22 protein-coding genes are annotated in these 20300 nt (G+C 62.3%); 12 read left to right on the forward strand and 10 right to left on the reverse strand.

Going from position 1 to position 20300, the window contains the following annotated elements:
• Positions 1-100 precede the first annotated feature (100 nt).
• Positions 101-448 carry an ArsC family reductase gene (locus EOB49_RS26595; protein ID WP_127382730.1) on the reverse strand — a complete coding sequence of 116 codons (348 nt, stop codon included), beginning with the start codon at positions 446-448 and terminating at the stop codon, positions 101-103.
• A gap of 148 nt (positions 449-596) precedes the next feature.
• On the opposite strand from EOB49_RS26595, the gene EOB49_RS26600 reads away from it, so the two are divergent.
• Both EOB49_RS26600 and EOB49_RS26605 read left to right on the forward strand, forming a co-directional pair.
• Positions 597-953, forward strand: a complete 357-nt coding sequence (locus tag EOB49_RS26600; protein ID WP_127382731.1) for a metalloregulator ArsR/SmtB family transcription factor — start codon at positions 597-599, stop codon at positions 951-953.
• Positions 950-1429, forward strand: coding sequence for an SRPBCC family protein (locus EOB49_RS26605; protein ID WP_127382732.1), 480 nt, complete (start codon positions 950-952; stop codon positions 1427-1429). The genes EOB49_RS26600 and EOB49_RS26605 overlap by 4 nt, the downstream gene beginning before the upstream one ends.
• 103 nt (positions 1430-1532) lie before the next feature.
• Here EOB49_RS26605 and EOB49_RS26610 read toward each other — a convergent pair whose 3' ends face one another.
• Complete coding sequence (locus tag EOB49_RS26610; RefSeq protein ID WP_027036015.1) at positions 1533-1886, reverse strand: nuclear transport factor 2 family protein; 354 nt, start codon at positions 1884-1886, stop codon at positions 1533-1535.
• 166 nt (positions 1887-2052) lie between these two features.
• On the opposite strand from EOB49_RS26610, the gene EOB49_RS26615 reads away from it, so the two are divergent.
• Positions 2053-2757, forward strand: a complete 705-nt coding sequence (locus EOB49_RS26615) for an SOS response-associated peptidase (RefSeq protein WP_127328454.1) — start codon at positions 2053-2055, stop codon at positions 2755-2757.
• A 552-nt stretch (positions 2758-3309) separates the two neighbouring features.
• Here EOB49_RS26615 and EOB49_RS26625 read toward each other — a convergent pair.
• The 6 genes from EOB49_RS26625 to EOB49_RS26650 all read right to left on the reverse strand — a co-directional run bounded on the left by EOB49_RS26625 (position 3310) and on the right by EOB49_RS26650 (position 9395).
• Entirely contained in the window at positions 3310-4395 is a 1086-nt protein-coding gene (locus EOB49_RS26625) for an ABC transporter ATP-binding protein (protein WP_127382733.1), read from the reverse strand.
• A complete protein-coding gene (locus EOB49_RS26630; protein WP_127382734.1) occupies positions 4385-4993 on the reverse strand; it encodes a cupin domain-containing protein in 609 nt (202 codons plus the stop codon). The genes EOB49_RS26625 and EOB49_RS26630 overlap by 11 nt, the downstream gene beginning before the upstream one ends.
• A 212-nt stretch (positions 4994-5205) precedes the next feature.
• Positions 5206-6276 carry an ABC transporter substrate-binding protein gene (locus EOB49_RS26635; protein ID WP_127382735.1) on the reverse strand — a complete coding sequence of 357 codons (1071 nt, stop codon included), beginning with the start codon at positions 6274-6276 and terminating at the stop codon, positions 5206-5208.
• Positions 6261-7130: an ABC transporter permease gene (locus EOB49_RS26640; protein WP_127382736.1), complete on the reverse strand. Its 870-nt coding sequence runs from the start codon at positions 7128-7130 to the stop codon at positions 6261-6263. The genes EOB49_RS26635 and EOB49_RS26640 overlap by 16 nt, the downstream gene beginning before the upstream one ends.
• Positions 7127-8011 (reverse strand): ABC transporter permease, encoded by an 885-nt coding sequence (locus EOB49_RS26645; protein ID WP_127382737.1) that lies wholly within the window; start codon positions 8009-8011, stop codon positions 7127-7129. The genes EOB49_RS26640 and EOB49_RS26645 overlap by 4 nt, the downstream gene beginning before the upstream one ends.
• 103 nt (positions 8012-8114) lie before the next feature.
• Positions 8115-9395: an FAD-dependent oxidoreductase gene (locus EOB49_RS26650; RefSeq protein WP_127382738.1), complete on the reverse strand. Its 1281-nt coding sequence runs from the start codon at positions 9393-9395 to the stop codon at positions 8115-8117.
• 238 nt (positions 9396-9633) lie between these two features.
• Here EOB49_RS26650 and EOB49_RS26655 point away from each other — a divergent pair, with 238 nt between their 5' ends.
• From EOB49_RS26655 to EOB49_RS26675, 5 genes are all read left to right on the forward strand, one after another.
• Positions 9634-10791, forward strand: a complete 1158-nt coding sequence (locus tag EOB49_RS26655) for a fumarylacetoacetate hydrolase family protein (RefSeq protein ID WP_127382739.1) — start codon at positions 9634-9636, stop codon at positions 10789-10791.
• A gap of 344 nt (positions 10792-11135) precedes the next feature.
• A complete protein-coding gene (locus EOB49_RS26660; RefSeq protein WP_013532868.1) occupies positions 11136-12071 on the forward strand; it encodes a substrate-binding domain-containing protein in 936 nt (311 codons plus the stop codon).
• A gap of 114 nt (positions 12072-12185) precedes the next feature.
• The gene (locus EOB49_RS26665) at positions 12186-13172 is read left to right on the forward strand and encodes an ABC transporter permease (protein ID WP_127382740.1); all 987 of its coding nucleotides are present in this window, start codon (positions 12186-12188) and stop codon (positions 13170-13172) included.
• 3 nt (positions 13173-13175) lie between these two features.
• Positions 13176-13967, forward strand: a complete 792-nt coding sequence (locus tag EOB49_RS26670; RefSeq protein WP_127269326.1) for an ATP-binding cassette domain-containing protein — start codon at positions 13176-13178, stop codon at positions 13965-13967.
• 137 nt (positions 13968-14104) lie between these two features.
• Positions 14105-15127, forward strand: coding sequence for a LacI family DNA-binding transcriptional regulator (locus EOB49_RS26675; RefSeq protein WP_127320319.1), 1023 nt, complete (start codon positions 14105-14107; stop codon positions 15125-15127).
• A gap of 393 nt (positions 15128-15520) precedes the next feature.
• On the opposite strand, the gene EOB49_RS38010 is transcribed toward EOB49_RS26675, so the two are convergent.
• Positions 15521-15907 carry a hypothetical protein gene (locus EOB49_RS38010; RefSeq protein ID WP_245472849.1) on the reverse strand — a complete coding sequence of 129 codons (387 nt, stop codon included), beginning with the start codon at positions 15905-15907 and terminating at the stop codon, positions 15521-15523.
• On the opposite strand from EOB49_RS38010, the gene EOB49_RS26685 reads away from it, so the two are divergent.
• Both EOB49_RS26685 and EOB49_RS26690 read left to right on the forward strand, forming a co-directional pair.
• Positions 15894-16901, forward strand: coding sequence for a nucleotidyltransferase family protein (locus EOB49_RS26685; protein ID WP_245472848.1), 1008 nt, complete (start codon positions 15894-15896; stop codon positions 16899-16901). The two genes, EOB49_RS38010 and EOB49_RS26685, sit on opposite strands and share 14 nt — an antisense overlap.
• Positions 16902-17029: 128 nt before the next feature.
• Entirely contained in the window at positions 17030-17791 is a 762-nt protein-coding gene (locus EOB49_RS26690) for a hypothetical protein (RefSeq protein ID WP_127382743.1), read from the forward strand.
• A 362-nt stretch (positions 17792-18153) separates the two neighbouring features.
• On the opposite strand, the gene EOB49_RS26700 is transcribed toward EOB49_RS26690, so the two are convergent.
• Positions 18154-18744, reverse strand: a complete 591-nt coding sequence (locus EOB49_RS26700) for a TetR/AcrR family transcriptional regulator (RefSeq protein ID WP_127382744.1) — start codon at positions 18742-18744, stop codon at positions 18154-18156.
• Between the two features lie 242 nt (positions 18745-18986).
• Here EOB49_RS26700 and EOB49_RS26705 point away from each other — a divergent pair, with 242 nt between their 5' ends.
• Both EOB49_RS26705 and EOB49_RS26710 read left to right on the forward strand, forming a co-directional pair.
• On the forward strand, positions 18987-19241 hold the full coding sequence (locus tag EOB49_RS26705; protein ID WP_127270242.1) for a hypothetical protein: 255 nt from the start codon (positions 18987-18989) through the stop codon (positions 19239-19241).
• Positions 19235-20300 (forward strand): efflux RND transporter permease subunit (locus tag EOB49_RS26710; RefSeq protein WP_206526147.1); only part of this gene is annotated, 1066 nt, incomplete at its 3' end. The genes EOB49_RS26705 and EOB49_RS26710, both read left to right, overlap by 7 nt.

Raw genomic sequence — 20300 nt, forward strand, 5'->3', positions numbered from 1 at the left:
TGCAACACGGATAGATCACGGCATGGATCCTATGGTCTGCGCTGCGTCGCTCCGCTCCTTGCTTCGCCATAGGATGACGAAGTGAGGTGTATGCGCTGCCCTACTTCACCACCGCCTCATAAACATCAGCCTTGAACCCCACCAGAATCCGATCCCCAACCTCCAGCACCGGTCGCTTGATCACGGTCGGCTTGGCCAGCATCAGCGCCTTGGCCTTCTTTTCGTCGAGGCTCTGCTTGTCGTTGTCCGGCAGCTCGCGAAACGTGGTGCTACCCCTGTTGAGCAGCTTTTCCCAGCCGACCTTGCCCGCCCAGCCATCCATACGCTTCGCGTCCAGTCCCTCTGCCCTGAAATCGTGAAACCTGTAGGCCACGTCATGGCCTTCCAGCCAGAGGCGCGCCTTCCTGACCGTGTCGCAGGTGGTGATGCCGTAGATAGTGATCATCAAAACAGTGGCCCTTCCGATTTCGAATCTGACCGCAGATTAAGGACGCTCAGCGCGCTTTGCCAGCGCTGCCCCGGCAGGCCTTCGGTTTTGGCCTTGCCAACACTAAGGAATTTTCCTAAGTGTTTTGACAGCGCCTCAGGACCAATTAATGACAAGCCTTCAGACCGCAACTCCCAGCCCTCCGCCAATCGATGGCATCTTTCGCGCGTTGTCAGACCCGACGCGACGACGCGTTGTGGAGCGGCTGAACCGCAGCCCTGCCTCGGTCAGCGAGCTTGCCCAACCGTTCGACATGGCCCTGCCCTCCTTCATCGAACATCTCAAAATCCTCGAAGGTTGCGGGCTGGTGCGCTCGCGAAAGACCGGCCGGGTCAGGACCTATCAACTGGCGCCCCAGCCGCTGAAGCTTGCCGAAAACTGGCTGGCCGAACAGCGCACGCTTTGGGAGCGCCGCCTCGACCAGTTCGACGCCTATGTGATGACCCTCAAGGAGACAGAAAAATGAGCTATCCTCTCAAGCCGGATCCCAGACTGGACCTCGTGCTGGAGCGCGTCATCGATGCGCCGCGCGAATTGCTGTGGCGCGCCTGGACGGCGCCGGACCATGTCAAGCAGTGGTTCACGCCGAAGCCCTGGATGATCACCGACTGCGAGATCGACCTCAGGCCGGGCGGGCTGTTCCGGACGCGCATGCAGTCGCCAGACGGCAAGGAGGTCAACGACCGCCAATGCTGCTATCTCGAAATCGTGCCGAACGAGCGGCTGGTTTGGACGGACGCGCTGCTGCCGGGCTATCGGCCATCAGGCGAACCCTTCATCACCGCGGTCATTTCCCTTCAGCCGGACGGCAAGGGAACCCGCTACACCGCCACCGCCATCCATCGCGACGAGGCGACCCGCAACAACCATGAAGAGATGGGTTTCTTCAACGGCTGGGGCACGGTGGCCGACCAGCTTGCGCAGTACGTCAAGACCATTTGAGCCTCTCACATGGCGGCCTGGGACATCGTCCCGGCCGCCATGCTTATTTTTCAACTTCCAGCGACGAGATCGAGTTCCCGCAAGCCGATGGTATTTCTCAGCCTCAATAATAGAAGCGCTCTTCGGTGATCTTGCCGTTTTTGACCGTGTAGAGGCCAACTTCATCCATGGTGACTCGCTCGCCGGTAGCCTTGGGCGTGATGTCGAACTTGAAGCGCACCGCGAACTGGTCTCCGTTGACATAGGGGCCCTCGACCGAGCCGCCATGCACTTCATTGTTCTCCTGCCACCACTGGCCCTTCTGCTTGAGAGCCTCCTTGCCATTGGCGATGGCCATCGGCCCCGCCATGGCTTCGAGGCTGACGATATCATCGGCATTGTACTTCTCGGCAGCAGCTTCGTTATCGCCCTGCTTGAGCAGCTCGGTGAAATCCTTGGCAATTTCCGCGATGGTCATTCGTGTTCCTCCTGTTCAGACGCACTGCAAGTAGGGAACAGCTTGCTGCCCTGCCATCGTCGGGCCGCGTCGTAGCTGACAAGCCATGTCAGGATGATGATATCGCGCGGACCGCGCTCCCGCACATCAGGTTGCGGACACAAGCCAATTCCGCAATTCTAGGTGAATGTGCAACCTCTACAATATTACCACGACGCAAGAGGCGGTCCGCCAATGGACACGCACAATGCGCGATATCAGCGGCAACCTTGAGCCTTCGCTTGACGTCTATCCCAACCAGCCCGGCCTAGTCGTTCGCAACACGGCGGACGGGGAGCGTGAGTTGGCGAAACTGCTTTGGGGTTTGCCGACGCCGCCAGATCGCATGAAAGGCAAGGCGGACTACGGCACCACTAACGTGCGCAATCCGCAATATTCGCATTGGCAGCAGTATGTCGGCGTCGAGCATAGATGCGTCGTGCCGGTAACCAGCTTTGCCGAACCTAGCCCTACCCCGAACGACAAAGACCCCGAAACTGGCATCCAACGCAACTACTGGTTTGCGCGTGACGAGAGCCTACCGCTGTTCTTCTTCGCTGGGTTCTGGACTCGTTGGCAGGGCGTGCGAAAGGTCAAGGATGGTCCTGGCGACTTCGAGTTGTACGCCTTCATGACAACCAAGCCTAACGCCCTCATAGCGCCGATCCATGAGAAGGCTATGCCAGTAATCCTGACCACTCCGGAAGAGACCGAAGCTTGGCTGACATCACCATGGTCAGAAGCACGGCATTTGCAGAGGACAGCGCCGGACGATGCGTTGGTTATAGTTGAGAAGCCAGCCACACAGATCAAGTTTCCACCACAGGCGCCGGCCCAAGGGTCTCTGTTCTAGCCCGGAATCGGCTCTCCTCAGTCGTCGTCTCGCCAGATTACCCGGCGCACCATACGGATTTCGACAAGACGTCTGACACGAATTTTCAAACGCTCGGCGGCGCTCGGCAAAACTATATTGGCATCAAGCTCGCGAAGCTTGCAGCGCTCGCACCGCATATGCCGTTCGACGTCCCAAAAGGGAATGTCACCGACTAGCTTTGCAAGGTCACCGGGCAGATAGTGCCGAGTGATATTGCAGTGCCGGCATCGAACACGAATGAGTTGCCCGACTTCGTGCGCAAGGCATAGCGTCTGTACATTTCGGCGCGGTCGGCTGCTCAATTCCGGCATTGGCCAAACTAGGAATATATTCCCCGTAGAGTCAATTCCTACTTAGTTCCATGGTCTTTTGTTCACAACCGGCTGACAGGTCCACATAGGCAGATCATTCGGCCGACGACGGCCCGTAGCCGATGATGGCCCTTGACCTCGAAGTTGGTCGCCCAATCGGCGTAGTGCTTGTGGCCACGGAGCGGCGCGAACGGATGCTTCGGTTTTAACGTAGCTGAAACTAGCTTGGTAGCACCGGGCAATTGGCACCACGCCGCAGGCTGATATGCGCCACGTCGCCGACGCTGAATTGAAAACCCTCGGCCTGGCGCGGTGCGTCGATGACAACAGGGGCGCCCTGCCCGAGTTCGGCATGCAGGCGCAGCGTGCGGCCGTGAAAGACGATGCTGTTGACGCGCGCCGGTGCGGTGCCGGGCGCAGCTTCGGTGGCCGCCAGCAGATCCTCCGGGCGCACGCCAATGGTGCGCATCTCGCCTTGCCCGGGTGACTGGCCCGTTTCAGCGATGGCCTCCAGCGGCAAGGTGCCAGCGGTGAAACGCAAGCGACCGCCATCGCGGCCGACAAACCGTGATTGCAGGAGATTCATGGTGCCGATGAAGCTCGCCACAAACTTCGTGGCGGGCCGGTCGTAAAGGGTGGCCGGCGGCGCGATCTGCTCGATGCGGCCCTTGTTCATGACGACGATGCGGTCGGAGATCGACAGCGCTTCGGTCTGGTCGTGGGTGACCATGACGAAGGTGGTGCCGAGCCGCGACTGCAGCCGCTTCAGTTCAACCTGCATCTGCTCGCGCAGATGCGCATCGAGCGCCGACAGCGGCTCGTCGAGCAGGAGCACGCGTGGTTCGCAGACGATGGCACGCGCCAGCGCGACACGCTGGCGCTGGCCGCCCGACAGTTCGGAGACGCGGGCGCCAAGCTTGTCGGCGAGACCGACCATGTCGAGGGCTTCGCCGGTGCGCTTTGCCTGTTCGGCTCCAGACAGTTTGCGCAGTGACAGACCGAAGCCGACATTTTCGGCGACATTCATGTGCGGGAACAGCGCATAATCCTGGAACACGGTGTTGACCGGCCGGTCGAAGGGCCGAAGGGCCGTGATATCGCGACCATCGAGCAACACCTTGCCGCTCGACGGGCTTTCGAAACCGGCGATGACGCGCAGGCTGGTGGTCTTGCCGCAACCCGACGGCCCGAGCAGCGTGACAAACTCGCCGCTGATAATGTCGAGATCGACGGCGTCGAGCCCGACGATGCCGCCAGGAAAAATCTTCGAGACCGCCTGCATCCGCACAAGTGGATCAGGCGCCATCGCGAACCTCGGACGGCTTCGTGGTGTTGACCCAGAGGATCTGGCAACGCTCGGCGCCGGGATTGCGGAAGGCATGTAAAAGCGTGCTCTTGAACGCAAAACTGTCGCCGGCCTTCAGCACGTAATTTGTCGAATCCACCACCAGTTCGACCTCGCCGGCCAGCACGAAGCCGAATTCATGGCCGGCATGGGCATAGGCCTCGTCCGTGCCGCCGCCGGCTTCCACCGTCACCAGCATGCCGGTCAGCGTCGCGCCCGGGGGCGACAGCAGCGCCTTGGCAATGCCTTCCGATTTCACCGGGATCTGCCGCCGCTTGTCGGCACGCACACAATAGAGATCGCTGACGGCATCGTTGCCGTCGGCGATCAGCGCCGACGGCTCGATGTCGAGAGCGGCGGCGAGCGGCCAGATCACCTTGACGCGCAGTGAGGACATACCGCGCTCGATCTGGCTCAAAGCACCGATCGACACACCGGCTTTTGCCGCAAGATCGGCCAGCGACAGATTGCGCTCCAGCCGCAGCGCCCGCACGCGCCGGCCGACCCGCACATCGGCATCGTCCTTCGGCTTCTCAGCCGGTTCGTCCAGCATGTCCATCAATTCGTCCTCGTTTGCAGTCTATCAATCGGAGCGCGGCGAAGCGTCGAAAAGCTCCCCCTTCTCCCCTTGTGGGAGAAGGTGTCGCCGCAGGCGACTGATGAGGGGTGCTCCAGCTTGGCGACGACGGCGATCCGCCACGCACCCCTCATCCGTCTCGGCGCTGCGCGCCGATCCACCTTCTCCCACAAGGGGAGAAGGCAGGCCTCAACTCACCCGCCTGCCTTGACCTTTTCGAACATCTTGGCGAGGTCGTCATTCTGTTTCATCGGCCCGGTGAAGATGGTGGTCTTCAGCAACACCTCGGGATCGGATGGCAGCTGCAATTTTTCCAATTCCGCCTTCGGCACGGTGGCGAAGGCGGAGCTCAGCGAGCTGCCGTAACCATAGGCCTGGATCAGGTATTTGCCGGAGTCGGCATCCAGCCGGCTGTTGATGAAGTCATAGGCAAGATCGACATTCTTGGCGTCCTTGAGCATGACGAAGCCGCAGGCCCAGGTCAGCATGCCCTCCTTCGGCTTCATGAACTCGACCGGCACGCCCTGCTTCTTCAGCGAGGTGGCCGAGGCGTTCCAGGTCATAGCGGCGACCAATTGGCCGCTGGCCAGCGCCTGTTCCACCGAGGTCATGTCGGTGGTGTAGTTGGAGACCAGCGGGCGCTGCTCGCGCAACTTCTCGGCCACCTTGTCCATTTGCTCCGGCGTCATGTCGAACGGATTGACGCCGGCGAGCAACGCCGCAACGACCGGCGTGTCGTGCACGGCGTCGATCGTCGCCATGCGGCCGGCATACTGCTTGTCCCACAAAAGGTTCCAGCTCGCTTCCGGGTTCTTCACCAGATCTGTGCGGTAGAGGATCGAGGTGTTGCCCCAGTCCCATGGCACCATCCAGACCTTGCCGTCGCCGGCCTGCAGGTCGGGCAGGTTCTTGAAGACCGGGAAAATCGAATCCCAGTTCTTGATGCGCTTGGTGTCGATCGGCTGCAGCAGGCCTTCCTTGTTCCAGCGCGCCACCTTGTCATAACAGGGATGCGCGATGTCGGGGCGGAAGCCGGCCTTGACCTTGGTGAAGGCGTCATCGTCGTCACCGAAGATGGAGGCCTCGACGCCATCGGGATGCGCGGCGAGGAAGCTCTTGTTGAAATCGGGCAGTTCATAGCCCGACCAGGTGAAATATTGCAGCTTGTCGCCGGCGAAAGCGACGGTCGACGACAGCGCTAGCGCGAACGCTGTCAATCCAGCGCAAACAGTCTTTGCAGAGATCGATTTCAGGTCGAATGCCATTGCAGTTCTCCTCTCTTGGTTTGTTTTGGTTGTGATGGATCCGCGGGCTTTGGCGCCGTGGCGGACAAGCCGCGATGGCGCAGGATTTCAGCTGCTGCGGCGATGACGAAGGACACCGCCAGGATCGACGTGCCCAGCGCCATCACCGTCGGCAGCGACTTTGGAAAACGCAGCTGGCTCCAGATGTAGAGCGGCAGCGTCGGCTCGGTGCCGGCGAGGAAGAAGACAACGATGAATTCGTCGAAGGAGATCAGGAAGGCCAGCATGAAGGCCGAAATGATGGCCGGCAGGCTAAGCGGCAGCATGACCCGCCGGAACGTCGTCCAGTCGGAGGCGCCGAGATCGAGCGCTGCCTCGCGAATGGTTTTCGGGATGGCGGCGAAGCGGCTGCGCATGATCACCACGGTCGTCGGCAGCGCGACCAATATGTGGCCGAGAACGATGGCGATGCGCGATGGCCCCAGACCAATGAGGTTGATGAGGATCAGCAGCGATATGCCGACAATGACGCCGGGGATCAGGATCGGCAGCCTTGCGATGGCGCTGATGGTGGCGGCCAGCGGCGAGCGGCCATAGAGGTCCATGTAGGATACGGTGATGCCGCACAGCGTCGCGCCCGTGGCGGCAATGGCGCCGATGACGAGGCTGTTCAAGAGTGCACCGGTCAGCGCCGAATTGCCGAACAGTGTCGCGTACCATTGCAAGGTGAAGCCTTGCAGCGGAAACGCTGCCTGGATCGAGTTGTTGAAGGAAAACAGCGGGATCAGCAGCACCGGCAGATAGAGAAAGACCAGATAGGCGACGACGTAGACGCCGAGCCAGCGGCCGCCTCCCTGCGCGCGTGCAGCGCTCATGTGCGGCTGCCAAATCTGCGGTCGGCGAAACGCGCGACCAGCACCACGCACAGGATGACCAGCATGACGGCGACGGAGAGTGCGGCGCCAAACGGCCAGTCATTGGCCTTGCCGAACTGCGCCTGGATCAGCGTGCCGATCATGGTGCTGGCCGGGCCGCCGACGAGCGCCGGCGTGACATAGTCACCGACCGTCGGCACGAAGACGACAAGGGCTGCCGCCAGCACGCCCGGCATCGAATTGGGCAGCACGACCCGGCGGAAGGAGGTGAAGGGCCGCGCGCCGAGATCGGAAGCGGCCTCGATCAGCGATTTCGGGATGGTGTCCAGCGCCACGTAGATCGGCAGGATGGCGAAAGGCGCATAGGCGTGCGCCAGCGTGACGACGACGGCGGCCGGCGTGTTGAGAAAGGCCAATGTCGGCTCGGACCAGATACCGCTTTCGATCAGCGCCGAGTTCAAAACGCCATTGTAGGCGAGCACGATCTTCCAGGCGAAGACGCGCAGGAGATAGCTGGTCCAGAATGGCAGCGTCACCAGGAACAGCAGCAGGCCGCGCCGCCGGCCGGCGTGGAAGGCAAGGTAGTAGGCGACGGGATAAGCGGTGACGACGGTCGCCAGCGTGACCAGAGCGGCAATGATCAGCGAGCGCAGCGTCACCGTCCAGTACAGCGGATCGGACACCACAGTGACAAAATTCGCCACGGTGAAGCCGGCGCCGAGCAGCGAACCGTCATTGCCGCGGAAGGCGAGAAAAAGCACGAGGCCGAGGGCAAACAGGATCAGCAGGAAGGTGACCAGCGCGCCCGGCAGCAGCATGGCGACCCGGAAGCCCTGAGAAGACCGGGCCTCTGGCGCTGATGTTGCAACTAGGGTCGACATCGACCTGCCTATCGGAATTTTGAAATTGGCTTAGAGTTTTTCATATTCATGAAACTGTCAAGCGGAATCCCAAACGGAACCCCATTGACAGGAATTGCTTTGGTCAGCGCTCCAACGCATCGAGCAGGCGATACCAGGCGATGGTCGCGGCGACGCCAACCTGGCGGAAGGCGTGAAACGGGATCGGTCGGATCGGCGAGACCGGGAAGGGCAATTGCCTGACATCGCCACTCTGGAGATAGCCGGCGATGCGCTCGCCAAGAGCGGTCATCAGGCCGACACCACGACCCTGGCAGCCGGCCACGGCCAGCAGGCCCTGCTCCGGCTCATGGATGTGCGGCAGATGGTCCGGCGTCATCGCCACGCGGCCGAACCAGCGCTTCTCGATGGCGACACCGGACAGCACGGGATAGAGCCGCCGCAGCGCCCGCTCGAGATGCGCCCAGTCGCCGGCGCTCGTCGGCAGCGCCATGCGACCCCGGCCGCCAAGCACCAGCCGTCCGTCGGCGCTCTTGCGGTAGTAGACGAGGATGCGCCTGGAGTCCGACACCGCCTGCCCTTCCGGCAGGATCGTGGCCGCCAGGTTGGGCGGCAACGGCGCTGTAGCGATCTGGAAAGAATGCAGCGGCACGATCGTCTGGGCGAGACCGGGGATCAGACCGTCCGTATAGGCGTTGGTCGCCAGAACGACCGCCTTTGCCTGCAATTCCAGGCCATTTCCGGTCAAAATACGCCAAACACCGGCGGCATTGGTGAGCCGCACGACCTTTTCGCCCCCGGCTATCCTCACTCCAGCCGAGGTCGCGACCCGGGCAAGTTCCGACGTGTAGGCGAGCGGATCGATCACACCGGCGCGGCGGTCGAGCCAACCGCCGAGATAGCCCTGCGCACCGGTCTTGGCCGCGATCTCCGCTGCATCGAGCAACCGGACGTCGGCACCACGCGCGTGCCATTGCCGGTCGCGGTTCGCCGCCGCCTTCAGCGCGGCCTCGGTGTGCGCCGCCTGGATCCAGCCATTGCGGACGAACGGCACCGCCAGCTTCTCGTCGCGGATCAGCTCGAACACCGCATCGGCGGTCGACGCCGCGAAATTGACGAGCGCCTCGCCGCGCTCCGGGCCAAAATGCTCCAGCAGCCATTCCGGATCGTATTTCAGGCCGGGAATGACCTGACCGCCATTCAAGCCCGATGCGCCCTGGCCGATCTCGCCGGCGTCCAGCACCTGCACCGACAGGCCAAGCCGGGCGGCATGCAAGGCGGTCGACAAGCCCATGATGCCACCGCCAACGATGGCGAGATCGACACGTTCGCCATTGGGAAGCGATTGAAACGTGGAAGCTGTCTGTGGCTTGCGCCAGATCGGATCGGAGAATGCTGTCGCCAAAGGTCACCTGACTGCGCTGCGATTGGTGAAAATCCTAGTCAGAATTTCACAATTTTGAAAGAGCGCCCTGGCTTTCGTCTGTGGACCGCCGCCGAAGACGATCGGAGACCCAGAGTTCCGATCGCCCGCGACGGGATAGACCTTTGACGGGAATCCGGTGAAAGTGCCGCGCCGATCCGGCCAACCCACATTGACGATCACTTCGCCACATTGTCGATCACTCAGAGGACAGAGCGCTATGACGAACCCGACCCACCTGCCCACAGAGGGCCTTTTTGTCGGACGCGCCAGAAGCAGCGATGCCGCATACCCGCTGGTCGTCGCGATGCGCGATGGCACGGTCTTCGACATCACCTCGCGTGCGGCACCAACCATGCGCGACCTTTGCGAGATGGCTGACCCGGCTGGGCATGTCCTGTCGGCCGAAGGCAGACCGATCGGATCGCTCGATGACATCGCCGCCAACAGTTTTGAAACCGGGCGCGATCCAGCAAAACCCTACCTGCTCTCCCCGGTCGACCTGCAGGCGGTCAAGGCATCGGGCGTCACCTTCGTCGTCAGCCTGCTGGAACGGGTGATCGAGGAACAGGCGCGCGGTTCGGCTGAAAAAGCCGATGCCATCCGCGCCGACATCGCAGGACTGATCGGCCACGACCTGTCGAAGCTGAAGCCCGGTTCGCCCGAAGCGATGGAGATCAAGGCCAAGCTGATTTCGCGCGGCGCCTGGTCGCAATATCTGGAAGTGGGCATCGGCCCCGATGCCGAGATCTTCACCAAGTGCCAGCCGATGGCCTCGGTGGGCTTCGGCGCCGATGTCGGGCTGCACCCGGTGTCGACCTGGAACAATCCGGAACCCGAGATCGCCATGATCACCGCCTCCAGCGGCCGGATCGTCGGCGCCACTATCGGCAACGACGTCAATCTGCGCGACGTCGAAGGGCGTTCGGCGCTGCTGCTCGGCAAGGCCAAGGACAACAATGCCTCGGCCTCACTCGGCCCCTTCATCCGCCTGTTCGACGACAAATTCTCCATCGATGACGTCAAGCGCGCCGTCGTGCACCTGAAAGTCGAGGGCGAGGACGGGTTCTCGCTGGAGGGCGCAAGCTCGATGGCCGAGATCAGCCGCTCGCCGGAGGAACTGGTCGCCGCGGCCATGGGGCCGCACCACCAGTATCCGGACGGGCTGGCGCTCTATCTCGGCACCATGTTCGTTCCGTCCAAGGATCGCGGCGAGAAGGGCAAGGGATTTACCCACAAGGTCGGCGACATCGTCACCATCTCGTCGGAGAAATTCGGTGCGCTGGTCAACCGGGTGCGGCTCTCGCCCGACTGTCCGCACTGGACCTATGGCGCCAGCCATCTGATGCGGGAGCTGGCCAGAGCCGATCTGATCTAGCAACTGGTGTCGTCGACGCCCTGCCAAGCGCTGCGGACCTGGTCCCGTGGGCGTAGGATGGTCGCCGGCGTGACCCTTGTCGGCGCAGGCCGCGTTCGCGCGACCCTAAACAATCACGCCAATTATCCGACAGTCGGAAAATCACCTCAGCTGATGCAATCTGATGGGACCGCTGATGACGCCCCGTCAGGCGCCCACTACACCTGCAGATGGAGGCTTGGCAGATGGAGGCTTGCCATCCGTCGAAAAAGGGGATGCTCTGACGCCTTCAACCGGCGCTGGCAAAAAGACGCGGAACAAGGGACGGATTTTGAACTGACGATCTACAAACGGGAGGAAATCAAATGCTGACACGGCTAAGACTCGTTCTATACGGCCTGTTGGTGGCGCTGATGGTGGTACCAGCAGCGGCACAGGCCAAGACGTTCTACTGGATTTCGCACGGCGGTCCGGCCGATCCGGTCTGGACCTATTTCCTGGCCGGCGCCAAGCAATGGGCCAAGGACACCGGCAACACCGTCAACACCTCGTTCCACAATGGCGATGTCGCCTCGCAGCAGGAAGCGGTTCGCGCCGCCCTCTCCGCCAAGGCCGACGGTATCGTCACGACGAGCCCCGATCCGGGCAGCCTGATCGAGATCGTCAAGGAAGCGCGTGCGGCGAAAGTGCCGATCATCAATTTCAACACGCCTGATCCGAAGGCCGACTTCAACGCCTATGTCGGCGGCGACAATGTCACCTTCGGCAAGCATTGGGCGCAGTATCTGGTCGACAAAGGCCTGGTGAAGAAAGGCGACTTCGTCTGGATGCCGGTCGAAATCCCCGGCGCCACCTATGGCGTGCAGGAAGAAGAAGGCATCAAGAGCGTCTTCGAGCCGCTCGGCATCACCTATGAAATCACGGAAGCCACGCTTGATCAGGCTGAAGTGATCAATCGCATGGTCGATTACCTCACCGCCAACAAGGCCAAGGTCAAGGCGATCATCGGCCTCGGCGATCTCGTCACCGGCTCGATCAAGCGGGTGTTCGACCAAGTCGGCATCAAGCCGGGCGAAATCCCGGTTGTCGGCTGGGGCAACTCGCTCGACACCACCCAGGAAGTGCTGAACGGCTACGTCAATGCCGGCCAGTGGCAGGACCCGCAGGCGACCAGCTATGTCGCGCTTTCGCTGGCCAATATGGCCGCCGGCGGCATTCCTCCGGGCTTCAACGTCATCACCGGCGCGCTCTACGAAAAAGACACCGCGCAAATCTACGACGACATCCTGTCCGGCAAGTAACATCCAATCCTAGCAGTCGCGGCCGCCCAACGGCCGCGACTGGCTCTCCATTTCGCCGAGCCCTTCGCACGCGATGTGCAACGCTCAGCCTTCCACTCATGTCGCGGATTGCCTGTGGAAAATCATTCGCTCGTCCAACGCCTGATCGCACGGCCGGAATTCGGCCCTTTCGTGCTGCTCGTCGTCGAGATCGCCGTTTTCTGGAGTTTCAACCACGACTTCCTGTCGCCGCAGAACATCTCCAACACGCTGGCCTTCACGGTCGAACTCGGCCTGATCGCGCTGGCGATGACGCTGTTGATGACATCGGGCGAGTTCGACCTCTCGGTCGGTTCCCTGTTCGGCTTCTCGCCGGTCTTGATGTGGACCCTGTTCAACAGCGGCCTGACCTCGCTGGAGGTCGGCTTTGTCGCCGCGCTGCTGGTCGCCGCCTTCATCGGGCTGGTCAATGGCTGGTTCGTGACGCAGCTCAAGATCCCATCCTTCCTGGTGACGCTCGGCATGCTGCTGGTGGTGCGCGGTACCGCGCTTTTCGTCACCGATGGTTTTCCCCAGCGCACCTGGAGCGCGGAAGTCAGCTGGCTGGCCGAAGTGCTGGTCGGCGATTTCTTCATCGGGCCGTTCCGCATCTACATGTCGCTGTTCTGGTTCATCGCCGCGGCGATCGGGCTCGGCTATGTGCTGACGCAAAGCCGCACCGGCAACTGGATCCAGGCGGCCGGCGGCAACCCGAGCGCTGCAAGGGCGCGCGGCGTCAATGTCAGCGGCGTCAAGATCGGCCTGTTCGTTCTGTCGTCGGTCATGGCCTCGCTTGCCGGCGTCATCTCCTCGCTGCGCACTTCCGCCGCCAACCCCAACAGCGGCACTGGCTATGAGTTGGAAGTCATCGCCATGGTGGTGATCGGCGGAACCGCGCTGACCGGCGGGCGCGGCACGATCATCGGCACCGTGCTCGGCATCCTGATCCTGCGCGTGATGCGCAACGGCATTGTGCTGATCGGCGTGCCCGGTCTTGCCTACAACATCTTCATCGGCGCCATCATCCTCGGCATGATGGCGCTGCATTCATGGCTGGAACGCCGGCACCAGGCGGGGACTTGAACCATGGCCGAGCCACTGATCCGCATGACGAGCATCCGCAAGTCCTATGGCCGCGTGCAGGCGCTGGAGGATGCCAATTTCCATGTCAATGAACGGGAGATCGTCGGCTTGCTCGGCGACAATGGCGCCGGCAAGTCGACGCTGATCAAGGTGCTCTCGGGTGCCGTTCCGCTGACCAGCGGCGATATCTTCATCCGCGGCAAGAAGGTGAGCCTGCGCAGCACCAGCGACGCCATCGCCCACGGCATCGAGACGATCTACCAGGACTCGGCGCTGGTGACGCAACTGTCGATCGCCCGCAATCTGTTCCTCGGGCGGGAGCCGATCAAGCCGCCGCGCTTCCTCAACCGGATGGACCAGGATGCGATGAACACGGTCGCTCGCGACCTGCTCAAGCAGGTCGGCATCTCCAAGAACATCCCGCCGACGACGCCGATCGGCTCGCTGTCAGGCGGCGAGCGCCAGGCGGTGGCGATCGCGCGCGCCATGCATTTCGACAGCGACCTGATCATTCTCGACGAGCCTACCAACAATCTCGGCGTCGCCGAAACACAGGGTGTGCTGAGCTTCGTGCGCAGCGCCCGCGATTCCGGCCATTCCTGCATTTTCATCGCCCACAACATCCACCATGTCTTCCAGGTGGTCGACCGCATCGTCGTCATGCGCCGCGGCAAGGTGGTTGCTGACGACATAGACCCCAAGAAGACCAGCGTGGCGGAGGTCGAACGGATCATCACCGGCATGTCGGACAAGGAGATCCGCGATGCCATCGCCGATGGCAAGCCATCGCACTGAGAATGGTGATGGGCGTCAATCACCCGTCACCTCAGATCGCATCGCTTGTCTGACGCGCCATCGCATGGCGAACAGGATTGCAGCATGAAAGCCACAGTTTCGGATACCGCACGCAACTGCGGGCTGTGGGTTACGGCATGAAAGCCACTGTCTCCGATATCGCTCGTAGCTGCGGGCTATCGACCGCAACGGTCGACCGGGTGCTCAACAACCGGCCGGGTGCGAGTGCGGCCAACCGCCAGCGCGTCATGGAGGCGGCCAAGCAGCTCGGCTATCTGCCGGTCGCCGACCAGGTAACGCTACCCTCGCGGCCCGCCCACCTTGAATTCCTGCTGCCGATCGGCAGCAATGCCTTCATGCGCGATCTCGCCGGGCATATCGAGGACTACGCCGCGCGCCTGCCGCTTGTCGCCTCGTGCCGGATCCACAACCTCGCCGGTATCTCGCCGAACGCGCTGCAGAGCGCTGTCGAAAACCTGTCGCTCAGGGCCAATGGCGTCGGCGTGATCGCCGTCGATCATCCGCGTACGCGCAACATCCTGCGCGACATCGTCGATGCCGGCATGCGCCTGGTGACGCTGGTGTCCGATGTTCCTGCGGCACCGCGCGCGGCCTATGTCGGCATCGACAACCGGGTGGCGGGACGAACGGCGGCGCTGCTGATGGGACGCTTCCTTGGCGGCCGCACCGGTCATCTGGCGATGGTCGTCGGCTCACGTTCCTATCGCGGCCACGAGGAACGCGAGATGGGTTTCCGCTCGGTGCTCAGTGAGGAGTTTCCAAATCTGACCGTCAGCAGCGCCGTCGAGGTCAACGACGAGCCCGATGCCAGCTACACCGAGACCATGAAGGCGCTGCACGACGAGCCGGAACTGCTTGGCATCTATTGCGTCGGAGCTGGACATTCGGGCGTTGCAAAGGCGATCCGGGAGGCCAGGCCGAACCGCAAGCCGGTGTTCATCTGCCACGATCTGACCAAGGACACGCGCGGTCATCTCGTCGACGACCTGCTCGATGTCGTCATCGACCAGAATGCACGGCTGATCGCGGAGCAGTCGGTCATCCGCCTGCTCGGCTCGATCGCGTCGGCAGCGCCCTATCTGACCAAGAAGTTCATCGAACCGCGGCTGATTTTCAAGGAGAACGTGCCGGTGCAGTGACAAGGGCAAATGCCCGCTGCGCCTCTTCCGCTATTGGCAGGTGGGGCCGTCCTGATGATTGACGCAGGTCAGTGAACAGCAGGCGCCAGGGTTGTTCAGATCGCAGGGTCCGCCGCTTGGAACGCAGGAGGCTGCTTCTGCCATTGACGGCAGCATAATAGTCGTCACCGCAGGAATCGCAGCGGCCGTGCCGAGACCGATCGCCCTCAAGGCTCCCCTTCGGCTTGTTCTGCCATCAACAAAGGTCGGGGCGGCAATGGGATGCTCCAGGAGGTTGGAGCCGCTCAGTCGCTCCAGTACGGCCCAGACCGCACTCTCCTCGACAGGTTCGTCGCGACCGGATGAAATCGACGCCGCGATGGCCACAACCGAAGTCTCTCCGTCGCAACGTTCCTAGACCTCGGCGGCCAAAGAATTCAGACAGCTCGCCTGAAGAGTTTTGCGATCATAAACAAGCGTTTCGTCCGTCAGCTTGCGAACGACGATATCCTGCGTACGGCTCTTTGGCAGTTGCATGGATGTTCCCCCTGTATAAAGTAATACTAATAGAACCTGCATTGCATGGAAAGGCAAGCGGGCGCCCCTCCAAGAACCGGCTTCGATGATCGTTTCGCAGAAGAACTCCAGCCCTCGCCTCCATGACGGCGCTTTGCTGGCAACGGTTCTTGCTGGCACATGGCGCGAGGAACCGCCCCCGCCGGCCATTGCAGCCGAACAGTTGTCGCGATTGGCGCCGTTGCTGATCGGGTCGGGCACAGCGGGTTTCGTGTGGCGCAGCATGTCGCGCGATGCGGCGTTGAAAGCAGCCGAAGGCGCGTCCGAATTGCGCAATGCCCATCACCATTTCGCCATCCAGGCATCGGTCAAGGGCGAATCGCTCGACGCGCTGGCCACAGAATTTTCTGCCGCGGGGCTCGAACCCCTGGTCTTCAAGGGCTGGGCCATCGCCCGATATTACACCGCACCCCATTTGCGGCCGTTCGGCGATCTTGATCTTTGCGCGCCGCCCGGCCGTCATGCAGAAGCCGCCGCGCTGCTCGGCAAGCACATTTCCGGCACCTTGCGCCACGACAATCAAGGCCTCGTGCACCTGCCCAACAATTTTCAGGTCGAGATGTCGTCAGGTCTCGCTGCAACGGTCGACCTGCATGCGGACCTCAAGAAGTATCGCTGTCCTTCGCTTGCGGCCGTTTACGGGCGATCGATCCCCGTCAGGCTTTCGGGTGGCACGGTGCGTGTGCCGGCGCTGGAGGACCATCTGCGCCTGGCCATTCTGCATTTTCTGCGCCACGGCGGCTGGCGGCCGTTGTGGCTCACCGACATAGCGGCGATGCTGGAGAGCGCGACCGGCGATTTCAACTGGGATCTGTGCCTTGGCGAGGAGCCGCATGTAAGGCGGTGGATCGCCTGCATCTTGCAGCTTGCAGGCGATCTGCTTGGCGCCCGTATTGAGCACGTCCCGACCTCATCCCGCATCGCCGATATGCCGCGCTGGATCGCGAAGACCGTGCTCAACGAATGGCGGGCGCCATTCGCCGCGCGACAGGCGGTGCGGCCGCTCGGCGACGCGATCGCCGATCCGAGGCTTTTTCCAGGTGAGCTTGTTCAGCGCTGGCCGAACGCGATCCGGGCGACCGCCGATCGCGACGGCCCGTTCGACGCGTCGACACGTCTGCCCTATCAACTGGCGAGTTTCACTGCGTCAGCTTGGGGACGCGTTGCGCGAACCTTTGCCGGTCCGGCAGCTACATTGGTGGAAGATGACAAGGTTTAGCGTTCATGTCTGATGTCTCGACCTTGCCACGGCTCGCAAGCCAGGCACTGACGCCGTGCTGGGACAATCTCAACAAATTGACGTGGGTCGACGGCTTTGCCTTTACCAGCTACGGCGTCGCTCTCGGCGTGCGCGTCAGCGATCCGGCCTTGCTGCCAATGTTACGATCCCGGCTGCCGCGCGACGCCGAGCCGTTCGATGCCGATGTCGTCGAACGGTATTTTTCAATGATCCTGGGGGGCACCAAGCCCGGATCGCGGATTCGTGCTTTCAATATGCTCTATCTCGACCATTCGCAGGCTGCCCGCTCGCACAGGATGGACGACGTGCTCGATGCGTTTGAATCATGGAGCCAGCTGTCGGTCGCCGAATTCGCGCCGACGCGCATCTTCGTCCATGCCGGCGTCGTTGGTTGGAAAGGCCGTGCAATCCTCATTCCCGGCAAGACGCAAAGCGGCAAATCCAGCCTGGTCGCAGCACTCGTCAAGGCCGGGGCCAGTTATTATTCGGACGAGTTTGCGGTCCTTGACGAAACCGGCCGTGTCCATCCGTTCGCCAAGCCGCTATCGATGCGCGCCAGTCCGACGGCACGCCAACATAATGTAGCAGTGGAGGACCTGGAAGGACACGTGGGCGAGGAACCACTGCCTGTCGGCCTTGTCGTCATGAGCCAATATAAGGCCGGCGCGCGGTGGCAGCCGCAGACATTGTCGCCGGGCCTTGGTCTCCTCGAATTGCTGGCGAACACCGTGTCGGCCCGGCGGGCCGCGGAGCGTGCACTGGCAACGCTGGAGGGGGTTGTATCAAACGCGCCTGTGATCAAGTCCGAGCGGGGTGAGGCGAAAATGGCGGCCGCGAGAATTTTGCAGGTCATGGAAGCCGGAGCTTGAGCAGCAGGGCGGCATCGGCAGAAGTTTTCTATCCCGATGTTTTGCACAGATCTCCGCTATTTGTACGACAAGTCGGGGTAGCTGCCGCAAATCTGCACAGCAGCTATGCAAGTTTCTTTGTTGCCGAATCGTTGGGCAACTCGTAGGTTCTGGTTGTCGGCCATCTACTCCTCCCAGATGCGATGCCGACGCTGAATGGGGTGCACCTCCTCCCGCGCCACATTCGAAAATCGAGCCCGCTGCCACCTCCTCCCGGCAGCGGGCTTTTTTCGTTTGGCCGACAGGGATGGCGGCACAGCGACACCAAAGCGCGCCCAGTCATCACGCGATGAATGGCGCACATGGACAGGCGACAGGTCACCTCAACCGGCGGCGGCGCCCCTGAAAGAAACGATCAATCCTTCAGCCATGCGCACGAACTGCGTGCTCGGACCTTCCGACCCCACGGTCTGCACGCTAACCCGCGCGCCCTCGAGCAGAAGCGACAGCGTATCGGCGAGCAGTTCAGCCTGGCCGATGCCCGCATCCCGACACAGCGTCACAAGGCGCGCGCGCTGGGCTTCCTTGAGCTCCTTGATCACCAACCTGGCCGGATGGTCCGGCTCGGTCAGCTCAGCGGCGGCGTTGGCCATGTCGCAGCCGCGCCCGTCCGCATTGAGCATGGCAGCCGCCTTGCGAACCCAGGCATGCAGCTGGGCCAGCTTGTCACCAGGGAATTCGGCCTCGAACGCATCCCACATAGCGCCCGCCTTGGCCGCATTGGCGCGCAGGCATTCGACGATCAGTTCGTCCTTGGATTCGAAGTGACGATAGAGCGTCATCTTGTTCGTGCCGGCAGCTTCGGTGATGGCGTCGACGCCGACACCCTTGATGCCATGCTTGTGGAACATGTCGCGTGCCGTCTCCAGGATCCGATCCCGGGGACGAGAGCGCTCCACGATGCCGTCTGTCATCATGATCTCCTTTCGTTTCCAAAAAACCCTCGGCCACCTCTTGACTAGGGTGTTACCGGTCTGTAACTTCCAGAATGTTACTTACTGGTAACACCTATATCGTCCACCGTCAATAACAAGGCCGTGAACTGGCCCTGCCGACGAGAGGGACAAGAAACTGCCAATCATGCGGCCTCGGCCGGTGAAAAGATGAAAACGGTTCGCGAGCACGTGCTGCGAATCGACAGACAAGGAGCCGGCCAATGCCACAGCGCCGCGATCTTACCATAGATGAGGCCGTCCGGGATCCGATGATCCGGCTGGTCATGAGAGCCGATGGCGTCGACCCGCGCGCCTTCGAGACGATGCTGCGCTCGCTTGCCGATGCGCAGCGCAACGAGGTGCCGTTGCTGCATTCGCGGGACGACCTCGGTGACAAGCGCGGTCAAAGACTGTCCAGCGTCGCCAGCGCCTTCGGGCGGGCAAGAGCAGCCGGGGAGGCTTGCGTCTCGTGGTAAACTTTTTCATCCACCGTCCGATCTTCGCCTCGGCGATCGCCATCATCATGGTGCTCGCCGGGTCGATTTGTTATTTCCTGCTGCCCGTCTCGCAGTTTCCCGACATCACGCCGCCGCAGGTTGTGGTCAGCGCCCACTATCCAGGCGCCAGCGCGCAAGTGGTGGCCGATACGGTGACAACGCCGCTGGAGCAGCAGATCAACGGCGTGCAGGGGATGACCTACATGTCGTCGACGAGCTCCAATGACGGCTCCTCGACCATCACCATCACCTTCGATGTCGGCTATTCGCTGAGCACCGCCGCCGTCGACGTGCAGAACCGCGTCTCGCAGGCCGCCTCGTCGCTGCCGGCGATCGTCAACCAGGGCGGCGTGACGATCAAGAAGCAGAACCCGAACTTCGTCCTCATCGTCAACCTGACTTCGCCCGACAGTTCGGTCGATCCGGTGGCGCTGAGCAACCTTGCCTATCTGCAGGTGGTCGATCCGCTGAAGCGCCTGCCCGGCGTCGGCGATGTGCAGATCTTCGGCGAGCGGCGCTATTCGATGCGCGTCTGGCTCGATCCCGACAAGCTCGCCAATCTCGGCATCACCGCGGTCGATGTGCAGAACGCCATCGCCGAGCAGAATGTCCAGGTGGCGGCCGGCAAGATCGGCCAATCGCCGGCACCCGCCGGCACCGCCTTCGAGATGCAGGTCAACGCCGTCGGCCGGTTGAGCGATCCAAAGGAATTCGGCGACATCGTCGTGCGCGCCAACACCGACACCGGCTCGCTGGTCAGGCTGCGCGACGTCGCCCGCATCGAGCTCGGCGCACTGCAATATTCGTCGTCGGCCTTCTTCGGCAAGGACCCGACCGTGGTGCTTGCCGTCTATCAGATGCCTGGATCCAACGCGCTCGATCTTCAGCAGCGCGTCAAGGACAAGATGCAGGAGCTTTCGGGCCGTTTCCCGAAGGGCGTCTCCTATGCGATGCACTACGACACCACCCGCTTCGTCTCGGCCTCGATGCATGACGTGCTGATCACGCTCGGCGAAGCGCTGGTGCTGGTCGTCGCCG

The organism is Mesorhizobium sp. M7A.F.Ca.MR.148.00.0.0 (assembly GCF_003997735.1).
In the GTDB taxonomy this organism is placed as follows: domain Bacteria; phylum Pseudomonadota; class Alphaproteobacteria; order Rhizobiales; family Rhizobiaceae; genus Mesorhizobium.

Excerpts from the sequence above, each read along its gene's own strand:
- EOB49_RS26630 (WP_127382734.1), bottom strand. The coding sequence starts at position 4,993 with ATGGACATGCTGGACGAACCGGCTGAGAAGCCGAAGGACGATGCCGAT.
- EOB49_RS26705 (WP_127270242.1), top strand. The coding sequence starts at position 18,987 with ATGCCACAGCGCCGCGATCTTACCATAGATGAGGCCGTCCGGGATCCG.
- EOB49_RS26640 (WP_127382736.1), bottom strand. The coding sequence starts at position 7,130 with ATGAGCGCTGCACGCGCGCAGGGAGGCGGCCGCTGGCTCGGCGTCTAC.
- EOB49_RS26700 (WP_127382744.1), bottom strand. The coding sequence starts at position 18,744 with ATGACAGACGGCATCGTGGAGCGCTCTCGTCCCCGGGATCGGATCCTG.
- EOB49_RS26655 (WP_127382739.1), top strand. The coding sequence starts at position 9,634 with ATGACGAACCCGACCCACCTGCCCACAGAGGGCCTTTTTGTCGGACGC.
- EOB49_RS26635 (WP_127382735.1), bottom strand. The coding sequence starts at position 6,276 with ATGGCATTCGACCTGAAATCGATCTCTGCAAAGACTGTTTGCGCTGGA.
- EOB49_RS26600 (WP_127382731.1), top strand. The coding sequence starts at position 597 with ATGACAAGCCTTCAGACCGCAACTCCCAGCCCTCCGCCAATCGATGGC.
- EOB49_RS26610 (WP_027036015.1), bottom strand. The coding sequence starts at position 1,886 with ATGACCATCGCGGAAATTGCCAAGGATTTCACCGAGCTGCTCAAGCAG.
- EOB49_RS26605 (WP_127382732.1), top strand. The coding sequence starts at position 950 with ATGAGCTATCCTCTCAAGCCGGATCCCAGACTGGACCTCGTGCTGGAG.
- EOB49_RS26645 (WP_127382737.1), bottom strand. The coding sequence starts at position 8,011 with ATGTCGACCCTAGTTGCAACATCAGCGCCAGAGGCCCGGTCTTCTCAG.
- EOB49_RS26615 (WP_127328454.1), top strand. The coding sequence starts at position 2,053 with ATGTGCAACCTCTACAATATTACCACGACGCAAGAGGCGGTCCGCCAA.
- EOB49_RS26675 (WP_127320319.1), top strand. The coding sequence starts at position 14,105 with ATGAAAGCCACTGTCTCCGATATCGCTCGTAGCTGCGGGCTATCGACC.
- EOB49_RS26670 (WP_127269326.1), top strand. The coding sequence starts at position 13,176 with ATGGCCGAGCCACTGATCCGCATGACGAGCATCCGCAAGTCCTATGGC.
- EOB49_RS26625 (WP_127382733.1), bottom strand. The coding sequence starts at position 4,395 with ATGGCGCCTGATCCACTTGTGCGGATGCAGGCGGTCTCGAAGATTTTT.
- EOB49_RS38010 (WP_245472849.1), bottom strand. The coding sequence starts at position 15,907 with ATGCTGCGCCACACGAAACCCGCTGTGCCCGACCCGATCAGCAACGGC.
- EOB49_RS26660 (WP_013532868.1), top strand. The coding sequence starts at position 11,136 with ATGCTGACACGGCTAAGACTCGTTCTATACGGCCTGTTGGTGGCGCTG.